The following is a 22,970-nucleotide window of genomic DNA, read 5'->3' as shown; positions in this document are numbered from 1 at the left end:
AAATATGGCACAAATCTCGCTACATGGGAGTATCTAAACACTCCGGGGGGAGAATTATCATGGAAAATGTCCATATTTTGACGCAGCGGGTGTCTGCGCGAGGCGAGTTTCTGCCGTTTTCGGCAGAGCATTACCGAATAAATGAAACAAATAGTCCACACGATTTGGTCGCAAAGTTACAAACCACGTTATCAATCGAAGAAATTTTGACTATTTTTGCCGAGCACGCAAAGCAACTAATCAATTTATCTGGCTTACAGTTCCAATCTGCACTCGGAGTGTCACAAAGCGCAGGCAGCGATACCAGCCAAACACCGTACTCTTTTGATTTAGATATCGAAAGTGAACGCTTAGGGCAGCTTATTTACTTTAGCCAGTTCCCTATGGGTAAAGCGATTGAGGCAAAATTAAAGCAGCTTCATACAGCACTCGTTTACCCATTACGTAATGCGCTTATGTACACCCGCGTATTACGTTTAGCGACTAAAGATGCGCTAACAGGCTTAAATAATCGTAGTCAATTTAATGACAGCTTGGCACAAAAGCTAGAACGTTGCCGCCGTCAACATCGCCCATTTAGCTTAATGTTGCTTGATTTAGATAATTTTAAACAAGTAAACGATAACTTTGGTCATAAAATTGGCGATGATGTGTTACAAGAATTTTCTAACGTACTGCGCAGTAGTGTGCGCGGCACTGACTCGATTTTCCGCTTTGGTGGAGATGAGTTTGCATTATTAATCGACGACCCTGAGTTTACCACCAATAAGGTGATAGCTGATCGCATTATGAGCTTAGTTGCTAACTCAGGGTTGATGGCTCAATATGATGTAACATCAAGCATTGGTTATACGCTAGCCAACAACCAAGACTGCGAAAACGAAGTGTTTGCCCGTGCTGACAAGGGCCTTTATAAGGCAAAAGCAGCAGGAAGAAACTGCGCAAGAGCTTACTAATTGAGTAAAAGCCTAGCATCCCCCGCTAGGCTTTTTTGTTTATAAGTTTATAACCAAGTAATACTAACCAAAAACCAGCGAAGAAGCCGCTTAATAAGTAAAGCAAGGCAGCCATGGTGGTAAGGGGCGATACCATCACTAAAGCCAGCGGTGTAAGTACGCCCAGAATAAAGAAAATACCGCCTTTGCCTGACCAGTAACCTAGCAGCAATAATGAGCAAACTAAGCCGCCAGCTAGCGCATAAAAAAGTGTATTTATTGTCAGCTCTGCATAAGCAAAACCAGCAACTACAGCTACTAGCACCGACAACGCAAAGCCAAGTGGTGCCTTATTCACTAGTGATAAACCAACATGTGGTTGTTCACTCATAGAGTGTCTCCCAAAAAATTCCATCTTCAACACTGTGCTGCTCACTAACAAAGTAGCCAACAACTTGCACAAGTTGATCGTTATAAAAAATAAGCGGTGTCTGCGCACGTAACCAAGGAGCTACTTTGGTATCTTTAAACCAATGTTTTAAAGTATTTGAACCGGGTTTATGCAAAGGTTTTATACGCGCTTGTGGCTTATTAAATTCAACCCTTACTTGCTCATCCGGCTTTGGTTTTCTAATACCCTTACCCGCTTTCACTATTAGTTTTCGGCCATCAGTCAGTTCAATGCCCTGCAAAGTTATATCCATCGCCTCAGGTATTGCCTGCTCCTTCACAAAGTACCAATGCTGCTGATGCCGACGAACATCACCGCTTTGCAAACAAATTTTTAGCTGCGCATCGGCTTTTGCCGTTAAACCTTGCTCAATAATTTGCTGTAGCTGATTCTCAGAAGGTAGTTGATGGGTAAACTGGTTAAGCCACGCACGCACAAGGTTTGCTTGTCTGGGCTGGCTAAAGGACGAAATTGCCTGGCAACTTAAGCCACCCTGCGAATTTTGGCAATGCGCAAGGTCGCTTTGCGTATATTCATCGAGCAGTGATTGCTGTTGCTGTAAAAGCCGAATACTGCGCGCTGCGCTTTTTTCAAACCCTTGAAAACGCTCCGTTAAAATAGGCATAACCTGATGACGTAAAAAATTACGGTCAAAGCGCTCATCAACATTTGAATCATCGGTGATATGGGTAATAGCAAATTCATCGGCAAATTGTTCAATTTGCTCACGAGTGATATTAATCAAGGGTCTAAAACATACTCGCCCAGACGCTAATAATCGCGTTTTTGGCATTGATGCTAAGCCCTGCAAGCCCGAACCGCGTTTTAGACGAAGTAAGAAGGTCTCAAGTTGATCATTCAAGTGCTGGCCAAGCAGTATTACACTACCTGACATACCGTTTTCGTCGAGTGCTTGGTATCGTGCCTCTCGTGCTTGTGCCTCAAGCGATGTACGCGAGCGCTGATGAATTTCAACGTGCACAGCTTTGAATGAGACATCGAGCTCTTCACATAGCGATTGACAAAACCCTTGCCAGTCCTCAGCATACTTGCTCAAACCATGATTAACATACACAGCTTCAAGTTTAAGTTCTGAGTGCTGCTGTTGAGCTTGCTTCATTAAATGTAACAATACAACCGAATCTACACCGCCAGATAAGGCAACGCTAAAGCAAGTTTGCTGAGCGTTCAGCAAAGGCTGCAATTGTGCTAAAAAATGGTGGTATAAATCTGATGTTTGCATTAAAAACCAATGAGTATACAAGCGTCTTTGTTATCGGCATTATAAAACAAAAAAAGCCGCAAAAGCGGCTTTTTTCAATTTTAAGCTGTGTTTAGCAATAGCCAAACGACATTAAACGTTTGTAACGCTGATCAAGCATTTCATCTAGTGAAAGGCCTTGTAAATCAGCAAGGTCACGTTTAAGTTGGTTTTTGAGATTACGCGCCATCGCATCGTAATTCCGATGTGCGCCACCTAGCGGCTCATCAATGACGTTGTTAATTAAATCAAGCTCTTTAACACGTGCAGCTGTTACACCCATGGCTTCTGCAGCTAATGGTGCCTTGTCTGCGCTTTTCCATAAGATTGATGCACAACCTTCTGGCGAAATTACAGAGTAAGTGCTGTATTGCAACATGTTAACGCGGTCGCCCACACCAATAGCTAATGCACCACCAGAACCACCCTCACCAATTACAGTACAAATAGTGGGTACTTTTAACGCAGCCATTACTTTAAGATTACGCGCAATTGCTTCGCTCTGACCACGCTCTTCAGCGCCAACACCTGGATATGCACCTGGGGTATCGATAAATGTCATGATTGGCATTTTGAAACGCTCAGCCATTTCCATTAAGCGTAATGCTTTACGGTAACCTTCTGGCTTTGGCATACCAAAGTTGCGTTTAATTTTTTCAGCCGTGTCACGCCCTTTTTGTTGGCCAATAACCATTACTGGTTGACCTTCAAAACGTGCAACACCACCTAAAATAGCTGGGTCGTTAGCAAAAGTACGGTCACCTGCTAGTTCGTCAAATTCCGTGAAAATGCGCTCGATGTAATCACGAGTATAAGGACGCAACGGATGACGGGCTAACTGAGAAACCTGCCAAGCACCTAATTCAGAGAAAATTTTCTCTTTCATTTCAGCGCTTTTCTCTTTTAATCGACTGACTTCCTCTTCTAATCCAAGGTCTAATTCGCCAGCGCGGCTTACATTTTGTAATTCTTCAATTTTTGCTTCTAATTCTGCGATTGGAAGCTCAAAATCAAGATAATTGAGGCTCATGCTCTAAACTACCTAATTAGTTAAATTCTAGTTCTACATCTTGCGCCGCCATCAGCGATAACTTGTGAATTAAGTCATCACTCGGCGTAACACACCATTCGGTTCCTAAAGTAATCTCAGCCAACGCATCCGGACGTTGATAGAATACTTTAATAGGACAAGTACCAAACTTATAAGGTTCCAGCACTTTTTGTAAATTATCGAAGAAGTTCGCCTCGATCTGCACCATATTCAAGGTCATTTTAATCGCTTTTATACGTTTTTCTCGCGCCTGTGCGATGGTGCATATGTCTCTAGCGGTCATTGTAATGCCACCAGAGAAGTTATCAAAGCTGACCTGTCCAGATATTACCAAGATATTGTTTACTTGCAGCAAATCTTGGTACATTTCAAACTGTTCTGGGAATAAGCGTACATCAATACGGGCACTCTTGTCATCTAAAGTTACAAGACCCCATCGATTTCCCTTTTTGTTTATCAAGGTACGAGCAGAGATCACTAAGCCTGCAGCCGTTGACTGCACATCGCGGTTAGTGGGTTGTAAATCGACCAGCCTTCCTGATGTATAATGCTTTAACTCTTTACGATACTGATTAATTGGGTGGCCAGTTAAGTACAGCCCTAAAGTTTCTTTCTCACCGTCTAGCCACTCATTGTCGGTTAAATCTGTGGCTTTAATAAATGCTTGTTCAACTTCATCTGGCTCTGTAGCAAGTAATCCAAATAAATCTGCCTGCCCAAGTGACTCAGCCTTATGGTGCTGATCGGCCGCCCGCATGGCATCTTTTAAGCTTGCGAGTAAGGTTGCACGGCCAGGCTGGGTTTTATCTGGGCCAAGTTGGTCGAGCGCTCCGGCATAAATAAGCTTTTCAACAACACGCTTGTTTAAACGCTTTAAGTCAACACGGGCACAAAAATCAAATAAGTCCTTAAACGGGCCACCTTCGCTACGAGCTTCTAAAATAGCTTCAACAGGCGCCTCACCAACTCCTTTAATGGCACCGATACCGTAAACAATTTCACCTTGTAGATTAACCGTAAACTTGTACTCACCGGCATTAACATCTGGCGGTAACAAGGTCAGTTTCATGTTTTCACATTCATCTACCAAGGTAACAATTTTATCGGTGTTATCCATATCTGCCGACATTACCGCAGCCATAAACTCTGCTGGGTAGTGGGTTTTCATCCACAGCGTTTGGTACGATACTAAGGCATAAGCAGCTGAGTGAGATTTATTGAAGCCATAACCTGCGAACTTCTCTACCAAGTCGAAGATTTTCATTGCAAGTTCGCCGTCAACTCCGTTTTTAACAGCGCCTTCTTCGAAGGTTGAACGTTGCTTTGCCATCTCCTCTGGCTTTTTCTTACCCATAGCACGACGCAGCATATCAGCGCCACCTAGCGTATAACCAGCCAGTACCTGGGCAATCTGCATTACTTGTTCTTGATAAAGAATGATACCGTAGGTTGGCTCAAGGATTGGTTGCAAGCTATCGTGTTGCCACTGCGCATCTGGGTAAGATAACTCTTCGCGGCCATGCTTACGGTCGATAAAGTTATCTACCATGCCTGATTGCAATGGACCTGGGCGAAATAGTGCTACCAGTGCGATCATATCCTCGAAGCAGTCGGGCTTTAGACGACGAATAAGATCTTTCATACCTCGGGATTCGAGCTGGAATACCGCGGTGGTTTCGGCGCGTAGCAATAACTCAATACTTGGCTTATCATCAAGTGGAATAGCGTTGATATCAACGGGCTTTTTACCCTCACGAGCTAAGCGTTCGTTAGTCATATCAAGTGCCCACTGCAAGATGGTAAGTGTTCTAAGACCTAAGAAGTCAAACTTAACTAAGCCTGCCGTCTCAACGTCGTTTTTATCAAATTGCGTTACTGGGAATTTACCTTCATCATCACAATAAAGAGCGGCAAAGTCAGTGATTGTGGTGGGTGATATTACAACACCACCAGCGTGCTTACCCGCGTTACGTGTACAGCCTTCAAGGATGCGACACATATCAATAAGCTCTTTGACCTCTTCATCACCGTCGTAGGCTTCTTGTAAACGCGGCTCAACATCAAACGCTTTAGCCAAGGTCATGCCCGGATCGCCCGGTACTAGTTTAGAAATACGATCAACAAAGCCGTAAGGGTGACCAAGTACACGGCCTACGTCACGGATAACCGCTTTTGCAGCCATAGTACCAAAGGTAATGATCTGAGATACCGCGTCACGACCATAAAGCGCCGCTACGTGATCAATTACCTCATCACGCCTATCCATACAGAAATCGACGTCGAAATCGGGCATTGAGATACGTTCTGGGTTCAAGAAACGTTCGAATAGTAAGTCAAATTCGAGTGGATCGAGGTCGGTGATCTTCAGTGCATAAGCAACCAATGAACCAGCACCAGAACCACGCCCTGGACCTACCGGAATATTGTTATCTTTACTCCACTGAATGAACTCCATTACGATCAAGAAGTAACCTGGGAAACCCATTTGGTTGATTACGTCGAGCTCTATTTTCAGACGCTCATCATACTCGCCACGTTTTTCTTTTCGTTCTTGCTCATCTGGGAATAAAAACTGTAAACGCTCTTCAAGACCATCTTCAGAGACCTTAACCAAGAAGTCTTCAATTTTTAGCGAACCGGTTGGGTAATCTGGTAAGAAGTAAGTCCCGAGCTGCACGGTCACATTACAGCGCTTAGCAATTTCAACAGTGTTTTCTAGCGCTTCAGGAATATCGCTAAATAGCTCAGCCATTTGCTCAGCCGTTTTAAGGTATTGCTGCTCAGAAAAACGTTTTGGTCTACGTTTATCTTCTAATGTGTAACCGTCATGGATTGCTACGCGGATTTCATGGGCTTCAAAGTTTTCTGGCTTTAAAAATACCACTTCGTTAGTTGCCACTACAGGTAACTGCTCTTTTGCAGCAAGCTCAACAGCTAGGTGTAAATAGTCTTCTTCTAAAGCACGTTCCGTACGAATTAGCTCAATGTAATAATGATCGCTAAAATGTTGCTTATAAAAGCTAACGACCGATTCAATAAGCCCAGGGTTACCTTTTAATAATGCTTTACCTAAGTCGCCATCTTTAGCGCCAGATAATAAAATTAGGCCGCTTTTGTGCTCCACTAGCCATTCACGGTCTACTACCGGGCGGTGAAATAAATGTCCGCGTTGGTACGCTTTAGAGATCAACAAGGTGAGGTTTTTATAACCTTCGTTATCTTTCGCTAAGATGGTGATTCGGCTAGGTTCATCTTCAAATTCAGGGCTTCTGAGCCAAAAATCTGCGCCGACAATAGGCTTAATACCTGCGCCATGGGCAGCACCATAAAAACGCACCAAACCACATAAGTTCATCTGATCGGTGATAGCCAACGCAGGCATTTGCAGCTCTTCTGCTTTAGCGACAATCGGCTTAGTTTTAGCTAGGCCATCCACCATGGAGAAATCTGAGTGAACACGTAAGTGAACAAATTGCGGCGCAGGCATTACAGTTGCTCTCCTTTTAACGCCAAAATGCGCTGAACAGGTTTAAAGCTTTTACGATGCTCTGCAATTGCCCCGTATTGTTCGAGTGCTGCAAAGTGTGCTTTAGTTGGGTAACCTTTATGGCCTGCAAAACCATAGTCAGGATAACGCTTATCAAGCTCAATCATTTCTTCATCGCGGGCAACTTTCGCTAAAATAGATGCCGCCGAAATCTCTTCGACTAGGCTATCGCCTTTTACTACCGCCTGTGCTGGCACAGTTAATTGACTAGGCACACGATTACCATCAATAAAAACAAACTCAGGCTTTACACTTAAGCCTTCAACCGCGCGACTCATCGCGAGCATGGTGGCATGTAAAATATTTAGCTCATCAATCTCAGTTGGGCTACAACGGCCAATAGCATAGCACAGGGCTTTTTCTTTTATTTCTGCCGCTAATAATTGACGTTTTTTGTCTGATAACTTTTTAGAATCGGCTAACCCTGCAATTGGCTGATTTGGGTCCAGTATTACCGCAGCAGTAACAACATCACCGACCAATGGACCACGGCCAACTTCATCTACACCAGCAATATAATTAACATTCGGTCGTTCAATTTGCATTTAGTAACTCCGCGACTGCTGCTGCAGCTTGTTCATTGGCATTTAATCTAATGTTTTTATGTATGGCTAAAAAGCGCGCCTTTAGTTCGCTGTTATCGGTATTAAGCATAGGTGTTAGCGCAGCCGATAGGTTTTCAACATTACACTCAGTTTGTAGGTACTCTGGGACGAGTTCTTCATCGGCTAATAAATTAGGCAACGAGAAATACTTAATGTTAAAAGTGAATAAGGTTTTGAAAATCCAGTAACTCAATGGCTTAATTTTATAACCCACAACCATCGGCTTTTTATACAGCATACCTTCAAGTGTTGCGGTTCCTGAGGCAAGCAAAATGGCATCAGCGGCTTGCATTGCAAGATTTGACTGACCATCCAATAATTGCAGTTTTAGATCAGGGGCTGTTTTTTCTAAAATCTCACAAAACTGTGCTTTTCGTTTTTCATTGACTAACGGCACCACAATTTTAAGGTCAGGATTTTGCGCTTGTAATTTCGCCGCTGTTTCAATGTAAGTTTCGCTTAAAAGCCCGACTTCAGAACCTCGACTACCAGGTAGTAATGCAAGCACTTTATCAGTTTGTGCCAATCCAAGTTGATTACGAGCCTCTGTTTGGTCGTGCTCAAGAGCAATATCATCAGCCAGAGTATGACCCACAAACGTACAAGGTACATCGTGCTTATCATAAAAGGCTTTTTCGAACGGCAATAATGCCAACACTAAGTTAGTGGCGGCACTGATTTTATGAATGCGTTTTTCGCGCCACGCCCACACTGACGGGCTAACATATTGTACTGTTTTAATACCCGCCTCTTTTAGCGGCTTTTCAACACGTAAGTTAAAGTCAGGGGCATCTATACCAATAAATACATCTGGTGGGTTATCGATAAAATGCTGCACCAATTGTTTGCGTATTTTTAGTAGGCGCGGTAATCGGCCAAGTACTTCAACTAAGCCCATTACAGATAATTCGTCCATATCGAATAATGTTTTACAGCCAGCCGCTTGCATACGCGGGCCTGCAATCCCCTCAAATATGGCATCTGGAAAACGGCGTTTAAGTGCTTTTACTAGCCCTTCACCTAAAATATCACCTGATAACTCACCTGCCACCAAGGCAATACGTAACGGCTTTGTTTGTTCTTTCATTCGTTGATAATTCGCAACTTTTGGCACTAATAAAAATGAGTTTACCGTGTTTTAGCAGTCGGATAAATGTCACACGAGTAATTAATACTAGAATTTAAATAAGTGCTTATTCATTAACCTAGGTAACCAGCTAAGAAAGTAAACAATTAATTTTTTAGCCGAGAGAATACCTATAAGTGAGTAATCTTTTTGTTCTATAAAAACTGGCTAAAAGTTTTTGATAAGGTAATTAATCGATTGAAAAGTTAAGCTTTAATCTCTAGTCTGTAGAAATGATGAACAATTATTTAATCTTATTTTCTTATTTTTCTATTGACTAAAATGGATACAAGGTTAATATTCACAAAGTTTCAATAATTACTGAAACTTCATAACCAATAATTTGTCGTGTCTACCGCACTCGCTAACAAGGAGCTAAACAATGATAGATGAAACATTTGTGGATCTATCGCGATTGCAGTTTGCAATCACTGCCCTCTTTCACTTCCTATTTGTTCCCCTTACTTTAGGTATGACGTGGATTTTGGTGATCATGGAATCCGTTTACGTGATGACTGGTCGCGAAATTTATCGTGATATGACTAAATTCTGGGGTAAGTTATTTGGTATTAACTTTGCGATTGGTGTGGCGACAGGTCTAACCATGGAGTTCGAGTTTGGTACCAACTGGTCTTACTACTCTCACTACGTGGGCGATATTTTTGGCGCTCCACTGGCGATTGAAGGCTTAATGGCATTCTTTTTAGAGTCAACCTTTGTCGGTATGTTCTTTTTAGGTTGGGAGCGACTAACAAAACGTCAGCATTTAGCTGCAACTTTCCTTATGGCTCTAGGTACTAACCTATCAGCTTTATGGATTTTGATTGCCAATGGTTGGATGCAAAACCCTGTAGGGGCTGAGTTTAATTATCAAACCATGCGCATGGAAATGACCAGCTTTGCTGAACTGGTATTCAACCCCGTCGCACAAGTTAAGTTTATTCATACCGTTTCGGCAGGGTATGTTGCAGCATCTATGTTTGTACTGGGCATTAGTAGCTGGTACATCCTAAAAGGTCGCGATCTTGCTTTTGCTAAACGCTCGTTTTCGGTTGCTTCTGGGTTTGGTTTAGCGTCTATCCTTTGTGTTATTTTACTTGGTGATGAATCTGGCTACGAAGTTGGCGAGGTACAAAAAGTTAAACTCGCAACCATTGAAGCTGAGTGGCACACCGAAGAAGCCCCTGCTGCATTCACTCTGGTCGGTATTCCTGATTCAGAAGAGCAAGTCACCCACGCTGCTGTTAAAATACCTTATGCACTGGGCATTATTGCTACTCGCTCTATTGATGAACAGGTAACGGGTATTAAAGATCTAGAAAAGCAACACGAAGTACGAATTCGTAATGGCATGGTTGCATACGAATACTTAGAGAAGCTTCGAGGTGGTGAAGACACTCCAGAAAACATTGCAAAATTCGATAGCTTAAAAGACGACCTTGGCTATGGTTTACTACTAAAACGCTATACGCCTAACGTGGTAGATGCCACAGAAGAGCACATTCAAAAAGCAGTGAAAGATTCGTTCCCTAAAGTTGGTCCTATGTTTTGGTCCTTCAGAATTATGGTCGGTTGCGGTGTGATCATGCTTGGCGTATTCGTGCTTGCATTTTATTACAACGCGCACCGCATTATTGAGCAAAAACGCTGGTTATTATGGGCTGCGGTATGGAGTATTCCACTGCCGTGGATTGCCATTGAATTTGGTTGGATTGTTGCTGAATATGGCCGCCAACCATGGGCTATTTCAGAGATTCTACCAACCTTCTTGGCAACCTCATCTCTGACGGTAAACGATTTACTTATCAGCATTACTGGCTTCATTATCTTTTACACAGGACTTGCTGCTGTAGAAGGCTGGTTAATGCTGCGCTTTATTAAACAAGGTCCAAGCTCGCTTCATACTGGTAAATATCACCATGAACTTGCTAAAGCAGATTCACTTGCAAGCCAAGGAGCTCAGTCATGATTTTTGATTACGAAACATTAAAACTAATCTGGTGGCTGTTAATTGGTGTATTACTGATTGGCTTTGCAGTGACCGATGGCATGGACATGGGTGTGGCAATTTTGCTTCGCCTAGTTGGTAAAACCGATGTGGAGCGCCGTACTGTAATTAACACCATAGGTGCTCACTGGGATGGTAACCAAGTTTGGTTCATCACCGCTGGGGGTGCACTATTTGCTGCTTGGCCTATGGTATACGCGGCCGCGTTCTCTGGCTTTTACTTTGCTATGATGCTGGTGTTATTTGCGTTATTTTTCAGACCGCTTGGTTTTGATTACCGCTCAAAAATAGACTCACCACGTTGGCGAAACAACTGGGATTGGGGCTTATTTGCAGGCAGTTTTATTCCTGCTTTAGTATTTGGTGTGGCATTTGGTAACTTATTACTGGGCGTGCCTTATCATATCGACGACCTACTGCGTGTCAGTTATCAAGGTTCATTCTTTGCGTTATTAAACCCATTTGCCATTGTTGTTGGCTTAGTAAGCGTACTGATGTTGGTTGGTCATGCAGGCATGTGGCTACAACTTCGTACGGATGCAGAGGTTGCAAAACGCTCAGCACAATACGGTCAATATGCGCTGATGGCGTTTATTGTGTTGTTTGCCTTGGCAGGTGTGTGGGTATCGCAAATTGACGGTTATAAAATCGTTAGCATGGGTGATACTCAAGGTTTTGCAAACCCGCTTGGTAAAACAGTCACGCAGGCACCGGGTGCATGGCTTGATAACTATACAAAAATGCCATTAACCATGCTGTTCCCTGCCCTTGCATTCGTGATGGCGGCACTGGCGATTGTGTTATCTAAATTACAAAAACCTGCAATGGCCCTGATTGCATCAAGCTTAATGCTTGCAGGCGTAATTTTAACTGCGGGTATGTCAATGTTCCCGTTCGTCATGCCTTCGAGTAACAACCCAAATATTAGTTTAACTATGTGGGATGCGGTTTCGAGCCATATGACTCTCAACGTGATGTTTATTGCAGCGGTTATTTTTGTACCACTTATTCTTATTTACACAACGTGGTGCTATGTGAAAATGTGGCGCAAAGTAACCATCAGTGAAATCGAAAACAACACGCACGGTAGCTACTAAGGAGATTTAATTATGTGGTATTTTGCCTGGATTTTAGGTGTTCTATTAGCCTGTACCCTTGGGGTGATCAACGTAATGTGGTACGAATTTCACCAACATAAAGATTCGATTGCTGATGATGAGCTAGAGCTTTACGCGAGACTCAAAAACACCGATGACAACTAAACCCCGACCAAATCGCGCGCAGCAACAAACGCTGCGCGCTTTTTTAAAGCAATATAGTCAGTCCGCTTCAGGGCTTCTTAAATTAAGCATTAGTTTGGGCACACTCAACGCCCTATTAATGATTGCCTCTTGTTATCTTCTTGCAAACGCGGCTCATCAAGTCATGTTTGAACAAGCAAACTTGCAAGCCGTAAGCCCATTATTATGGCCGCTGGCTGGGCTAATTTTAGTTCGTGCTTTGTTGGTTGCCCTAAGTGAACGCGTAAGTAACCGCGCCGCGTTAAAAATAAAAAACGTGATGCGAAATACATTGCTAGAAAAGCTCAGCAAACTTGGGCCAGCCTACAGTGAACAAAAAGGTCATGGCGCAACACTTAACACCTTACATAATGGGGTTGAAGCACTGCATCAATATTACGCTAATTACATTCCAAGTGTGGCTTACAGTGCGCTTATTCCACTAGCGATATTAGTGATGATTTTTCCAACCGATTACAAAGCAGGCCTCATATTCCTTTTAACAGCCCCGCTTATCCCCTTTTTTATGATTTTAGTGGGCCATAAAGCGGAGCAGTTAAACCAAGAGCGCTGGCAACAACTTGCGGTACTTGGTAATTACTTTTTTGACCGATTACAAGGCCTGACTCAACTCAAGCTCTTTAATGCAACCAAACGTGAGCTAAATAGCATCAGTCAGATTTCTGATGATTACCGTGGAGCAACCATGGGTGTATTGAAAGTCGCCTTTTTATCGTCTTTCGCTCTTGAGTTTTTAGCCACCATTAGTGTGGCACTTGTTGCCGTGATCATTGGCTTTAGATTATTTTTTGGTACCCTCGATTTTGCCACTGGATTTGTGGTGTTACTACTGGCCCCTGAGTTTTACTTACCACTTCGACAAATGGGCACTCATTATCACGCAAAACTTGAAGGGATCAGTGCCGCTGCTGATATGGTCGACATAATCAATCAAAGCGACGCCGATGAACATTTGGGTACATCTAAACTTGAGTTACCGCTAAAAGATATACAGCTGAATGCGCTTACCTTTCACTACCCAGAAACAAACGAAGGGGTGACTGATATCAACTTAACCCTGCCAAGCACAGGCTTAATTGCCTTTGTGGGTGAAAGTGGCTCGGGTAAAAGTACCTTGTTTGATTGCCTATTGGGTTTTCATCATCAAGCCAACAATGCCATTAGCATTAATGGACAACCTCTAAGTGATACTGCATTAGCTGATTGGCAAGCACAGCTGGCGTGGATCCCACAACACGCCACGTTATTTTATCGGAGCGTTGCAGAGAACCTGCGCTTAGCTAAACCCGATGCAAGCCAAGCAGAGCTCGATGAAGCAGCAAATAAAGCTGGCGCACTTGAGTTTATTACTGCACTACCTGATGGCTTTGATACCTTGCTCGGTGAACAAGGAGAAGGCCTCTCTGGTGGGCAAAAACAGCGCATAGCCCTTGCTCGTGCATTTTTGAAGAATGCCCCTGTGCTAATGCTAGATGAACCTACCGCTCACTTAGACAGCCAAACCGAGCATTTAATCAATCAAGCGATCCGCGATTATGCAAAAGATCACTTAGTGCTAGTTATTGCTCACCGACTGAATACGGTTAAACACGCCGATAAGATTTACGTTATGCAACAAGGTCACATTGTTGAATCTGGTCAGTACCAGCAACTGACTGAGCAAGCTGGCCTATTTGCTAAACTGGTAAGCCAAGGTGACGCCCATGCATAACTTTATACGTCTATTAAAACTGTGCAAACCTCATACTGGCATGCTGCTTTTAGGGGCTTTTTTAGCAAGCTTAACGGTACTTGCTAATGTAGGCTTGCTCGCTATATCGGGGTGGTTTTTAGCAGCCATGGCAGCGGCGGGCATTGCTGGTGTGCAGATGAATTACTTTACCCCAGCTGGAGTGATCCGCTTTTTAGCTATCGTGCGCACAGCGTCTCGTTACGGTGAGCGGATGATAACTCATAATGCTACCTTTTTATTACTGAGCGAAATTCGCGTAAACATGTTCAAGACTTTGAGCCAACTGAACAACGTTGACTTAGCAATGAGTCGTAGTAGCGATTTATTTAACCGGCTACAGAATGATGTCGATGCGCTGGATAAGTTTTACCTAAATGTACTGCTGCCTATTATTGTCGCCCTTTTCAGCATTCCTATAGTAATGGCCTTCATGGCCATGTATAACGCTGACGTTGCATTAGTGTGCTTTACTTCACTGATGATTATTGGCGTACTGCTTCCCACATTGTTAAGCCATAAGCTTCACCAACAAGCGGATAACGAAACCCAGCTCTCAGCCGAGTTAAGATCTGAACTTGCCGATACGTTATCAGGTGCTAGAGAGCTTGCTGTCTATCAAGCACACGCGGCGCAATTAGCGCATTGTGATTCACTCAGTAAACAATACAACAGCCAGCTCTACAATCGTCACAAGGCCATAGCAAATAGTAATGGCTTAAACACTTTGGTGATACAACTCACCATGCTAGCCAGTGTATTTATGATAATTCCACTGGTTGCAATAGGGAGTATGAAAAACGTTGAACTGGCGATGCTCGCGTTATTTGTATTAGCAAGCTTTGAAACCGTGCTCACTCTTCCTACGGCATTTATTGAATTGCCGCTTACTTTAAGTGCCGCAAAGCGACTGTTTGATCTTGAAGATAAACACAACAGCTTAGCCGAAAAGCCAAACAACTTAGATGATCAGCTAGCAAACCAATTAGCTGACAAATCAGGGCTTGGTCTTGAGCTAAGCGAGGTCAATTACCAATACTTGGGGGCAAAAAGTAAAGCCCTTAGCAATATCAATTTTGCGATTACACCCGGCAGTAAAGTTGCCCTAGTCGGTGCCAGTGGCAGTGGCAAAACCACTCTAGTTAACTTACTCACGGGCCTTTGGCCGCTGCAATCAGGCTCATTAAAGCTCACCACCAAGCAAGATAACTTTGAACTTGAAAGCTTGAGCACTGCAACACGCTTTAAGCAGCTAACGATAGTTGCCCAGCAGCATCATATTTTTGATGGCACGCTACGTGAAAATCTACGCTATGCAGCTTTTGATGCGACAGATGAGATGCTTATTGAAGCCTGTGAAAACGCTGAACTTGGCTATTGGCTTAAGAACTTAAAAGCCGGCCTTAATACCCGCTTAGGAACCGCTGGCAGAAAGCTTTCTCATGGTCAGTCACGTCGTATTGCCATTGCTCAAGCCCTATTAAGGCAAGGTAATTTAATCATTCTTGATGAGCCAACAGAGAGTCTAGATAACCACACTAAGCAAAACTTGCTGACTACGCTTGAGAAAATATGGGCAGATAAAACCATGCTGACCATTACTCACGACCCAGCAATGCTAAGTCGTGTTGATAAGGTTATTTGGTTAGAACAAGGACAAGTAAGAGCCTTTGCAAGTCATGCTGAATTGATGGCTAATGAAGCCGACTACGTAGAGCTTATTACCCGTTTTTAATCGAGCTGCTCAACAGTAACGTCAATCACACCTTGCTTGACTGAGGCAATTTGTGAAAACGCCTTTTTTGATAAATCGATAATACGACCGCGGATAAATGGGCCGCGGTCATTAATGGTAACAATCACACTTTTATTGTTACTAATATTGGTGACCCTCACTCTGCTGCCAAAGCCAAGCGTTTGATGAGCCGCGCTCCATGCCTGTTGATTAAACACCTCACCACTTGCTGTCATTCGGCCATGATATTTATCAGCGTAATAACTGGCTTTGCCTTTTTCTATTGCTCCCTTAGATACCGAAGGCGCACTACTACAACCACTTATTATTAAGCTTAACAATGCAAAGATGATGAGTTTATTCATATTACTAGATCCTTTTTTGTCGTGAAGATAACAAGCACTGACTTAGCAAAACCTGAACTATAAAAACAAAAAAGCCACCTTACGGTGGCTTTTAGTAATTAGCTTTTGATTAGCGAATAATTCCGCGCTCAGAGCTTTTCACGAAGTCTATCATCAACTGAACAGCTGGATACTTCGCAGCATCTTCACTTAGCTCAGCGATTGCTTCTTCAACACCTAAACTCTTACGGTAAAGCGTTTTATATGCACGGCGTGTTGCCATGATTTCATCGCTTTCAAAACCACGGCGTTTCATGCCTTCAGTATTGATTGCTACAGGGCCTGCCGGCGTGCCAATGGTCGTTACAAATGGTGGCACATCTTTATTAACACCTGAGTACATACCAACAAAGGCATGTGAACCAATTTTACAGAACTGGTGAACACCTGAATTACCAGCAAGGATCACCCAGTCACCTACGTGTACGTGGCCAGCAACAGAGGCATTATTAGCAAAAATAACGTTATCACCCACTACTGCATCATGCGCAACGTGTGTGTAAGCCATAAATAAGTTGTTGCTACCAATTTTTGTTACACCTTGGTCTTGAATCGTACCACGGTGAATGGTCGCACACTCACGGATCACATTGTTGTCACCAATGATCAAGGTTGTAGGCTCATTCGCGTACTTTTTGTCTTGGCACGCTTCACCGACCGAAGCAAATTGGAAAATATGGTTACCAGAACCAATCGTCGATGGGCCTTTTACAACCACATGAGATTCGATGATACAGTTATCACCAATAGTAACATCGTTACCGATGTAGCTATAAGGGCCAACTGATACGTTATTTCCAAGTTTTGCACCTGGTTCGATTATCGCCGTAGGATGGATCACTATTAAAACTCTCTTCTCGCACACATGATTTCGGCAGTACACACTACTTTGCCGTCAACTTTTGCTTCTGCTGCAAACTTCCATATATTGCGGCGCTCTTTTAAAAACTCTACATGTAAATGCATAGTATCGCCAGGTAATACTGGCTGTTTAAATCGCGCATTATCAATCGCAGCGAATAAATATAGTTCGTTATCGCTACGATTTTCAACTGTCTTAAAGCCAAGTAAGCCAGTTGCTTGGGCCATTGCTTCTAAAATCAACACACCTGGAAAGATAGGTTGATTAGGAAAATGACCCGTAAAAATAGGTTCGTTCACTGTTACATTTTTAATCGCATGTAACGACTCGCTTGGCGTGTAATCTAGAACACGGTCAACAAGTAGCATCGGGTAACGATGCGGAAGTAAACTTAAAATATCTTGGATATCAAGACTATTTAATTCATTTGCCAAAATAGCATCCTTATTTGTCTTCAATATTGAGTGACTTAGACAGTGACTCAAGAGCTTTAATGCGGTCTTTCATATCGCCAAGATTGCGGATGTGGGCAATACTTCGGCGCCATTCTTTGTTAGTTTGATGAGGTAATCCTGATGAATAGATTCCAGGCTCTGTGATTGCCTTCGTCACCATACTCATTCCGGTGATTATAGCACCATCGCATACGCTAAGGTGACCATTAATTGCAACCATACCACCAATCTGACAATTCCTACCGATCTCGACGCTTCCGGCAAAAACCGTGCAACCGGCAACCGCTGTGCCTGAGCCGATCTCGACATTATGCGCTATTTGACATTGATTATCGATAATTACATTACTATGGATGATCGTATCGTCTAATGCACCACGGTCAATCGTAGTAGACGCGCCTACCTCAACCTTATCACCGATGATTACTCGGCCAAGTTGCGGTATTTTCACCCATTCCCCACGCTCATTAGCGTAACCAAAACCATCGCTGCCCACGACTGTATTCGCTTGGAATAAACAGTCGCTGCCAATCTCAACTTCATGGTAAATGCTTACATTTGCCCAAAGCTTAGTGCTTTGACCAATTTTTGCATGCTCACCAATGAAACAGCCTGAGCCAATCTGTACATTGTCAGCAATAACAGCACCCGCTTCAATCACCACATTGGCGGCGATCGCGACATTATTACCAATCGAAGCTGAATCATGAATGACTGCACTAGGGTGAATACCCGTCACTGCTGAGCGCGGTGTGGTGTCCATTAGCTGAGCAAGCTTGGCGTAACAAACATAAGGGTTAGCAACAATGAGCTTATTACCCGAAAAGTACTCAGCGTCTGCTGATGATAAAATCACCGCACTTGCTTGAGTATCATCTAATTGCGAGCGATATTTCTTGTTCGCTAAAAATGCAATATGCCCATGTTGGGCATTTGCAAGTGTAGATATTTTTTTAATCTCTGTAGCGCCGTCACCTTGAAGGTCAGCGCCCAGAAGATCCGCTATCTGCGAAAGCGTGTAGTTTTGCATATATGATTTCTATTGCTTACTTACTTTTTCAACAACTTTGCTTGATAAGTCATCGACAGTTTTAGGGTTAACATAAATCGTTGTTTCTTTAACTTTAACTTCATCGAATTTGCCAGCTTTCGCTACTTCTTCGATTGCATCTAAGATTAGCTTTTGAACTTTAGCTAGCTCTTGGTTTTGACGCATTTTGATTTCTTGCTCTAAAGGACGACCTTTTTCAGCAAGTTGCTGCTGCATACCTTGAATCTTAGTACGTAATTCTTCTTTTTGCTTGTCGCTCATCGTTGTCGCTTCACGCTTGAACTTTTCAGCTTCAAAACGAATATCACCTTGAAGTTTTTCTAGCTCTTGACGACGCTCAGAGAATTCAGCTTCTAAAGTTTGCTCTACTTTCGCCATTTGTGGGATTTGTTTGTAGATTTCTTGCATATCAACAATACCTACTTTGTGGGCAAATGCGTTAGTAGATAGGCCCATAGATAAAGTAGCAAGTAGTGCAAAAGCTGTTGATTTAATTGATTTATTCACGAAAAAACTCCTTTAGAATGTATTACTAATGTTAAAGCTGATGGTCTTCGTATCGTCATCTTCTTCTTTTTGCAATGGATACGCAAAACTGATCAGCATTGGACCCATCGGAGAGATCCATTGTAGAGAAAGACCGGTTGAAACCCTAAAGCGCATCGGATCTGAGTAATCATCCAATTTAGCACGCTCATCTGTTGACAGGTTTTGATAACGGTCAATATTAAACTCTGTATCCCATACGTTTGCTGCATCTACGAAGAAGCTGGTACGTACAGAGCTAGTGTTTTCTTCATCTAAGAAAGGTGTTGGAACAATAAGCTCCATCCCTGCGACCGCTTTGGCGTTACCACCAATTCGGCCTGCTGTGTAAAGCTGGTCAAACTCTGATGCACCACCAATGCTACCTGTTGTCGTACCATCAGGTAAAGGTGTACCAGGAATGCTTTGCGGAACACGTGATACAGCACGTGGTAAAATCGTATTACGGTCAAAGCCACGTAGTTCCATTTCAGTAATTCTGAAGAACTCTTGGAATGGCAGTGTTTGGTCATAACCATTGGTTGTACCATAGCCATTACCATAACCAAGTGCCGCACGCGTTGAGAATACCCAGCGGTGGTCATTACTGATTGGCCAGTAGAAACGCGAATCATAATTTAGCTTAAAGTACTGTAAATCAGAGTTTGGCGTTGTCGCAGTTAAGTTAAGAGATTGACGCGAACCTGCTGTTGGAAATAAACCACGGTTTACAGTAACGCGTGACCAACCTGCACTTAGCTCGTACTTAGTAAAGTCAAAACCTGCATCTGGGTTATCTGGATCTAAGAAGGTTTCACGAATAACACGTGTTTGCTCGTACTCAGCAATATCTGACAGTTCTTCTTGTACCCAACGAACACCAAAGTTAATACGGTTTACTGCATCGATTGGGAAACCAATGTTAGTACCAATACCATAGCTCTTCGATTTATAGTCGATTAGGCTAAACTTACTCGCATCGTAGTTACTGTAGAAAATGCTACTACCTTGCGATACACCATCAGGCGTAAAGTAAGGGTCAGTATAAGACACACTAATACGCTCAGAACCACGCGAGGTATTGATGTTGAAACCAATTTGGTTACCGGTCCCTAAGAAGTTTGATTCACTGACACCAATGTTAAATTGCAGACCTAAGTAAGAACCATAGGCAAGGCCTGCGTTAAAGCTACCTGCAGATTGTTCTTTCACAGTAAAATCTACATCAACTTGGTCATCTACACCTGGTACTGGCACCACATTAAAATCAACGCTTTCCATGTAGGGTAAACGCTGAATTTGCAGTTTAGAGCGCTCAAGGCTTTGATTGGACAACCACGCACCTTCAAGCTGTGTCATTTCACGGCGCACTACTTCATCAGAGGTATTTTGGTTACCACCCACAATGATACGACGAACATAAACACGCTTACCCGGATTAACCGATAGCGTTAATTGAACTTCTTTATTTTCATCATCAATTTCTGGGATGGTACGCACTTCAGCATTAGCATAACCAAAACGCGCTAAGTAGCTTTTGATAAACTCTTCTGAAGAGGTCACAACGGAGCCATTATAAAGCTCACCTGTTTTCAGCGGGATAACACTTCTGATGAGTTCTTCACGGCCTAACAAGTCACCAATAAAGTCAAAGCCTTTCACTTTGTATTTAACGCCTTCGGTGATATTTGCTGTTACATAAACAGAGTCACGCTCAGGGCTTACAGATACTTGTGTTGAATCGATATTAAAGCGCAAGTAGCCACGGTCTAGGTAGTAACTGCGAATTTTCTCTAAATCGCCTTCAATGGTTTGCTTTTGATAACGGTCGCTCGACATGAACTTCCACCACGGCAAATCTTGCTGTGACTCAGCTAATTTAAGTAGCTCTTCATCAGAGAAAAGTTCGTTACCAACGAGGTTGATTTGACGAATTGATGCAGCATCACCTTCATCAAATTCAAATAATAGTTTTACACGGTTTCGAGGTAACTTTGTGATACTAACTTCCACCTTTGCATTGTACTTACCAATACTGTGGAAGAATTCAACTAGACCTTTTTCAATGTTATCAAGAACTGTTTTATCAAGCGGCTCACCAGTACGGATATCCTGCTGGTCTAGCGACTCATTTAGCTGCTCATCTTTGATATCTTTATTGCCATCAAATTCGATCATACTGATCGTTGGGCGCTCAGTCACTCGGAAGATAACACTGTTGCCATCACGTAATGCTTTAATATTGTCAAAGTGACCAGAACGATAGAGAGCCTTTATGGTTCTTGAAATTGTGTACTCATCAATATTATCGCCCACATTGATCGGAATATGCGTTAACGCAGCACCCAGTGCAACACGCTGTAAACCTTCAACTTTTAAATCTTCTACAATAAAGGAGTTTTGGCCTAGGGCTGCAAAGCTAGCGCCTAATAAACTTGAAACTGCCAAATGTTTTTTTATAGCCATTTTGTTATCTTTATCCTTTACAACTGTATTACCGCTCAACACCTTTTTAAATAAACTTTTTGGTGTTTTACAATCGTGTTCAAATTGGAATTTTTCGCTTACTTGTTATAAACGCGATACATCATTGAACAAAGCGAAACATGTTAAAAATAGAAGCAGCAAGGCCCCCACTTTAAAACCAAATTCTTGCGTCTTCTCAGAGACCGGCTTTTTGCGAAAAAGTTCAATTATGTAATACATTAAGTGCCCACCATCTAGCACTGGCAGCGGCAATAAGTTAAATACACCAAGGTTTACACTAATTAATGCTAAAAAGCTTAAAAAGGCAACCAAGCCATAGCTTACGCTAGTTCCCGCGCCAACTGCAATGCCCACCGGACCACTTAAATTTTTAACCGACACCTGACCAGTAATTAAATTACCAATCATGTCAAAACTAAGGGTAATTAAACGCCATGTTTCTTGTATGCCCAGCACAATACTATCGACGGGGCCATAATGTCTAGTTTCAATATAGTTTTCTGGCCATGGCTCGACCACCGGAGACACACCTAAAAAGCCCTGAGCAACGCCTGTATCATTGGTTCTGCTTTGTGGCGTTACTGTCAGTTCTTTTATACTATCTTGCCTTTGTACACTAAATTGTAAGGATTTGTTAGGTGATTGCTGAATTAATGAAACTAACTTGCTCCAACTGCTGATATTTTCACCATTTACAGCAAGTATTTTGTCGTTAACCTGTAAACCTGCAGCTTCTGCCGCCGAGCCTTTACTGATCATGGCTACTTCTAAAAGTGCTTTAGGGCGAAACGGTACAATACCTATCGAGGTTAATGGCGGAACATCTTGTTGATCTAATTTCCAACCATCTAAATTAAGAGTACGCACATGTTTTTGATAATTTTGATCACGAAGCGTTACCACAACACTTTGCTCACCTAAGCGACTCATAAGTGAGAATGTGGCATCTTGCCAAGTGTTAATGTCGTCTTCACCAATTTTAATAATTTGCTGGTTTGGCTCAATCTTAGCAGCAGCGGCACGGCTGCCTTGAGTCACCTCACCCACCACAGGTTTTAATGACTGCACCCCCACCATATACATCACAGCAAGTGCAAAAATAGCGAATAAAAAGTTTGCCATCGGGCCTGCAGCCACAATCGCAATACGTGCTTTTACTGATTTAGCATTAAATGATAAATGACGCTGCTCTGGCGGCACTTCGTCAACACGCTCATCAAGCATTTTGACATAACCACCTAGTGGGATTGCAGCAACCACATATTCGGTTTGCTGTTTGTCGTACCACTTGATCAACGGCTTACCAAAGCCAATTGAAAAACGTAGCACTTTCACGCCCGCTTTTCGCGCAACCCAGAAATGACCATATTCATGCACAGTCACTAAAATACCTAAGGCGAGAATAAATGAGCCAAGATTCCAGAAAAAATCAAACAT

The 22,970-nt window shown here is 42.9% G+C and carries 19 protein-coding genes; 6 read left to right on the top strand and 13 right to left on the bottom strand.

What is annotated here, in order from left to right; genetic code table 11:
- Positions 1-59: 59 nt before the first annotated feature.
- Positions 60-956: a GGDEF domain-containing protein gene (locus ISP07_RS05890; protein ID WP_209327079.1), complete on the top strand. Its 897-nt coding sequence runs from the start codon at positions 60-62 to the stop codon at positions 954-956.
- 25 nt (positions 957-981) lie between these two features.
- On the opposite strand, the gene ISP07_RS05885 is transcribed toward ISP07_RS05890, so the two are convergent.
- The 6 genes from ISP07_RS05885 to lpxB form a co-directional block, all read right to left on the bottom strand.
- Positions 982-1,326 carry a hypothetical protein gene (locus tag ISP07_RS05885; RefSeq protein ID WP_209327078.1) on the bottom strand — a complete coding sequence of 115 codons (345 nt, stop codon included), beginning with the start codon at positions 1,324-1,326 and terminating at the stop codon, positions 982-984.
- Positions 1,319-2,629, bottom strand: coding sequence for a tRNA lysidine(34) synthetase TilS (tilS, locus tag ISP07_RS05880; RefSeq protein WP_209327077.1), 1,311 nt, complete (start codon positions 2,627-2,629; stop codon positions 1,319-1,321). The genes ISP07_RS05885 and tilS overlap by 8 nt, the downstream gene beginning before the upstream one ends.
- Before the next feature lie 91 nt (positions 2,630-2,720).
- Entirely contained in the window at positions 2,721-3,677 is a 957-nt protein-coding gene (gene accA / locus ISP07_RS05875; protein WP_054553102.1) for an acetyl-CoA carboxylase carboxyl transferase subunit alpha, read from the bottom strand.
- Between the two features lie 16 nt (positions 3,678-3,693).
- A complete protein-coding gene (gene dnaE, locus ISP07_RS05870; protein WP_054553103.1) occupies positions 3,694-7,185 on the bottom strand; it encodes a DNA polymerase III subunit alpha in 3,492 nt (1,163 codons plus the stop codon).
- The gene (rnhB, locus tag ISP07_RS05865) at positions 7,185-7,790 is read right to left on the bottom strand and encodes a ribonuclease HII (protein ID WP_138599325.1); all 606 of its coding nucleotides are present in this window, start codon (positions 7,788-7,790) and stop codon (positions 7,185-7,187) included. The genes dnaE and rnhB overlap by 1 nt, the downstream gene beginning before the upstream one ends.
- Positions 7,780-8,937, bottom strand: coding sequence for a lipid-A-disaccharide synthase (lpxB, locus tag ISP07_RS05860; protein ID WP_054553105.1), 1,158 nt, complete (start codon positions 8,935-8,937; stop codon positions 7,780-7,782). The genes rnhB and lpxB overlap by 11 nt, the downstream gene beginning before the upstream one ends.
- A gap of 421 nt (positions 8,938-9,358) precedes the next feature.
- Between lpxB and ISP07_RS05855 the strand changes: the two genes are divergently transcribed.
- The 5 genes from ISP07_RS05855 to cydC are packed head-to-tail and all read left to right on the top strand — an operon-like array spanning position 9,359 to position 15,749.
- The gene (locus tag ISP07_RS05855; RefSeq protein WP_054553106.1) at positions 9,359-10,945 is read left to right on the top strand and encodes a cytochrome ubiquinol oxidase subunit I; all 1,587 of its coding nucleotides are present in this window, start codon (positions 9,359-9,361) and stop codon (positions 10,943-10,945) included.
- Positions 10,942-12,081 carry a cytochrome d ubiquinol oxidase subunit II gene (gene cydB, locus ISP07_RS05850; protein WP_138599323.1) on the top strand — a complete coding sequence of 380 codons (1,140 nt, stop codon included), beginning with the start codon at positions 10,942-10,944 and terminating at the stop codon, positions 12,079-12,081. The genes ISP07_RS05855 and cydB overlap by 4 nt, the downstream gene beginning before the upstream one ends.
- 12 nt (positions 12,082-12,093) lie before the next feature.
- Positions 12,094-12,246, top strand: a complete 153-nt coding sequence (cydX, locus tag ISP07_RS05845) for a cytochrome bd-I oxidase subunit CydX (protein WP_054553108.1) — start codon at positions 12,094-12,096, stop codon at positions 12,244-12,246.
- A complete protein-coding gene (cydD, locus tag ISP07_RS05840; protein WP_209327076.1) occupies positions 12,236-13,996 on the top strand; it encodes a thiol reductant ABC exporter subunit CydD in 1,761 nt (586 codons plus the stop codon). The genes cydX and cydD overlap by 11 nt, the downstream gene beginning before the upstream one ends.
- Positions 13,989-15,749 (top strand): thiol reductant ABC exporter subunit CydC, encoded by a 1,761-nt coding sequence (cydC, locus tag ISP07_RS05835; RefSeq protein WP_209327075.1) that lies wholly within the window; start codon positions 13,989-13,991, stop codon positions 15,747-15,749. The genes cydD and cydC overlap by 8 nt, the downstream gene beginning before the upstream one ends.
- On the opposite strand, the gene ISP07_RS05830 is transcribed toward cydC, so the two are convergent.
- The 7 genes from ISP07_RS05830 to rseP form a co-directional block, all read right to left on the bottom strand.
- A complete protein-coding gene (locus ISP07_RS05830; RefSeq protein ID WP_054553111.1) occupies positions 15,746-16,114 on the bottom strand; it encodes a septal ring lytic transglycosylase RlpA family protein in 369 nt (122 codons plus the stop codon). The two genes, cydC and ISP07_RS05830, sit on opposite strands and share 4 nt — an antisense overlap.
- Before the next feature lie 109 nt (positions 16,115-16,223).
- Complete coding sequence (gene lpxA, locus ISP07_RS05825) at positions 16,224-16,994, bottom strand: acyl-ACP--UDP-N-acetylglucosamine O-acyltransferase (protein WP_054553112.1); 771 nt, start codon at positions 16,992-16,994, stop codon at positions 16,224-16,226.
- Between the two features lie 2 nt (positions 16,995-16,996).
- Entirely contained in the window at positions 16,997-17,449 is a 453-nt protein-coding gene (fabZ, locus tag ISP07_RS05820; protein WP_209327074.1) for a 3-hydroxyacyl-ACP dehydratase FabZ, read from the bottom strand.
- 10 nt (positions 17,450-17,459) lie between these two features.
- Entirely contained in the window at positions 17,460-18,500 is a 1,041-nt protein-coding gene (lpxD, locus tag ISP07_RS05815; protein ID WP_209327073.1) for a UDP-3-O-(3-hydroxymyristoyl)glucosamine N-acyltransferase, read from the bottom strand.
- 9 nt (positions 18,501-18,509) lie between these two features.
- Positions 18,510-19,028, bottom strand: a complete 519-nt coding sequence (locus ISP07_RS05810) for an OmpH family outer membrane protein (protein ID WP_054553115.1) — start codon at positions 19,026-19,028, stop codon at positions 18,510-18,512.
- 12 nt (positions 19,029-19,040) lie between these two features.
- Complete coding sequence (gene bamA / locus ISP07_RS05805) at positions 19,041-21,512, bottom strand: outer membrane protein assembly factor BamA (protein ID WP_209327072.1); 2,472 nt, start codon at positions 21,510-21,512, stop codon at positions 19,041-19,043.
- A 105-nt stretch (positions 21,513-21,617) separates the two neighbouring features.
- Positions 21,618-22,970, bottom strand: coding sequence for a sigma E protease regulator RseP (rseP, locus tag ISP07_RS05800; protein WP_054553117.1), 1,353 nt, complete (start codon positions 22,968-22,970; stop codon positions 21,618-21,620).

The sequence above is a fragment of the Pseudoalteromonas sp. PA2MD11 genome (genome assembly GCF_017808125.1).
In the GTDB taxonomy this organism is placed as follows: Bacteria; Pseudomonadota; Gammaproteobacteria; order Enterobacterales; family Alteromonadaceae; genus Pseudoalteromonas; species Pseudoalteromonas simplex.
This window is presented reverse-complemented; position numbering and strand designations above follow the sequence as displayed.

Coding starts and splice junctions, on each gene's coding strand:
- cydX (WP_054553108.1), top strand. CDS start 12,094: ATGTGGTATTTTGCCTGGATTTTAGGTGTTCTATTAGCCTGTACCCTT.
- tilS (WP_209327077.1), bottom strand. CDS start 2,629: ATGCAAACATCAGATTTATACCACCATTTTTTAGCACAATTGCAGCCT.
- rnhB (WP_138599325.1), bottom strand. CDS start 7,790: ATGCAAATTGAACGACCGAATGTTAATTATATTGCTGGTGTAGATGAA.
- cydC (WP_209327075.1), top strand. CDS start 13,989: ATGCATAACTTTATACGTCTATTAAAACTGTGCAAACCTCATACTGGC.
- ISP07_RS05855 (WP_054553106.1), top strand. CDS start 9,359: ATGATAGATGAAACATTTGTGGATCTATCGCGATTGCAGTTTGCAATC.
- bamA (WP_209327072.1), bottom strand. CDS start 21,512: ATGGCTATAAAAAAACATTTGGCAGTTTCAAGTTTATTAGGCGCTAGC.
- dnaE (WP_054553103.1), bottom strand. CDS start 7,185: ATGCCTGCGCCGCAATTTGTTCACTTACGTGTTCACTCAGATTTCTCC.
- rseP (WP_054553117.1), bottom strand. CDS start 22,970: ATGTTTGATTTTTTCTGGAATCTTGGCTCATTTATTCTCGCCTTAGGT.
- ISP07_RS05890 (WP_209327079.1), top strand. CDS start 60: ATGGAAAATGTCCATATTTTGACGCAGCGGGTGTCTGCGCGAGGCGAG.
- lpxD (WP_209327073.1), bottom strand. CDS start 18,500: ATGCAAAACTACACGCTTTCGCAGATAGCGGATCTTCTGGGCGCTGAC.
- cydB (WP_138599323.1), top strand. CDS start 10,942: ATGATTTTTGATTACGAAACATTAAAACTAATCTGGTGGCTGTTAATT.
- lpxB (WP_054553105.1), bottom strand. CDS start 8,937: ATGAAAGAACAAACAAAGCCGTTACGTATTGCCTTGGTGGCAGGTGAG.
- ISP07_RS05885 (WP_209327078.1), bottom strand. CDS start 1,326: ATGAGTGAACAACCACATGTTGGTTTATCACTAGTGAATAAGGCACCA.
- accA (WP_054553102.1), bottom strand. CDS start 3,677: ATGAGCCTCAATTATCTTGATTTTGAGCTTCCAATCGCAGAATTAGAA.
- cydD (WP_209327076.1), top strand. CDS start 12,236: ATGACAACTAAACCCCGACCAAATCGCGCGCAGCAACAAACGCTGCGC.
- ISP07_RS05830 (WP_054553111.1), bottom strand. CDS start 16,114: ATGAATAAACTCATCATCTTTGCATTGTTAAGCTTAATAATAAGTGGT.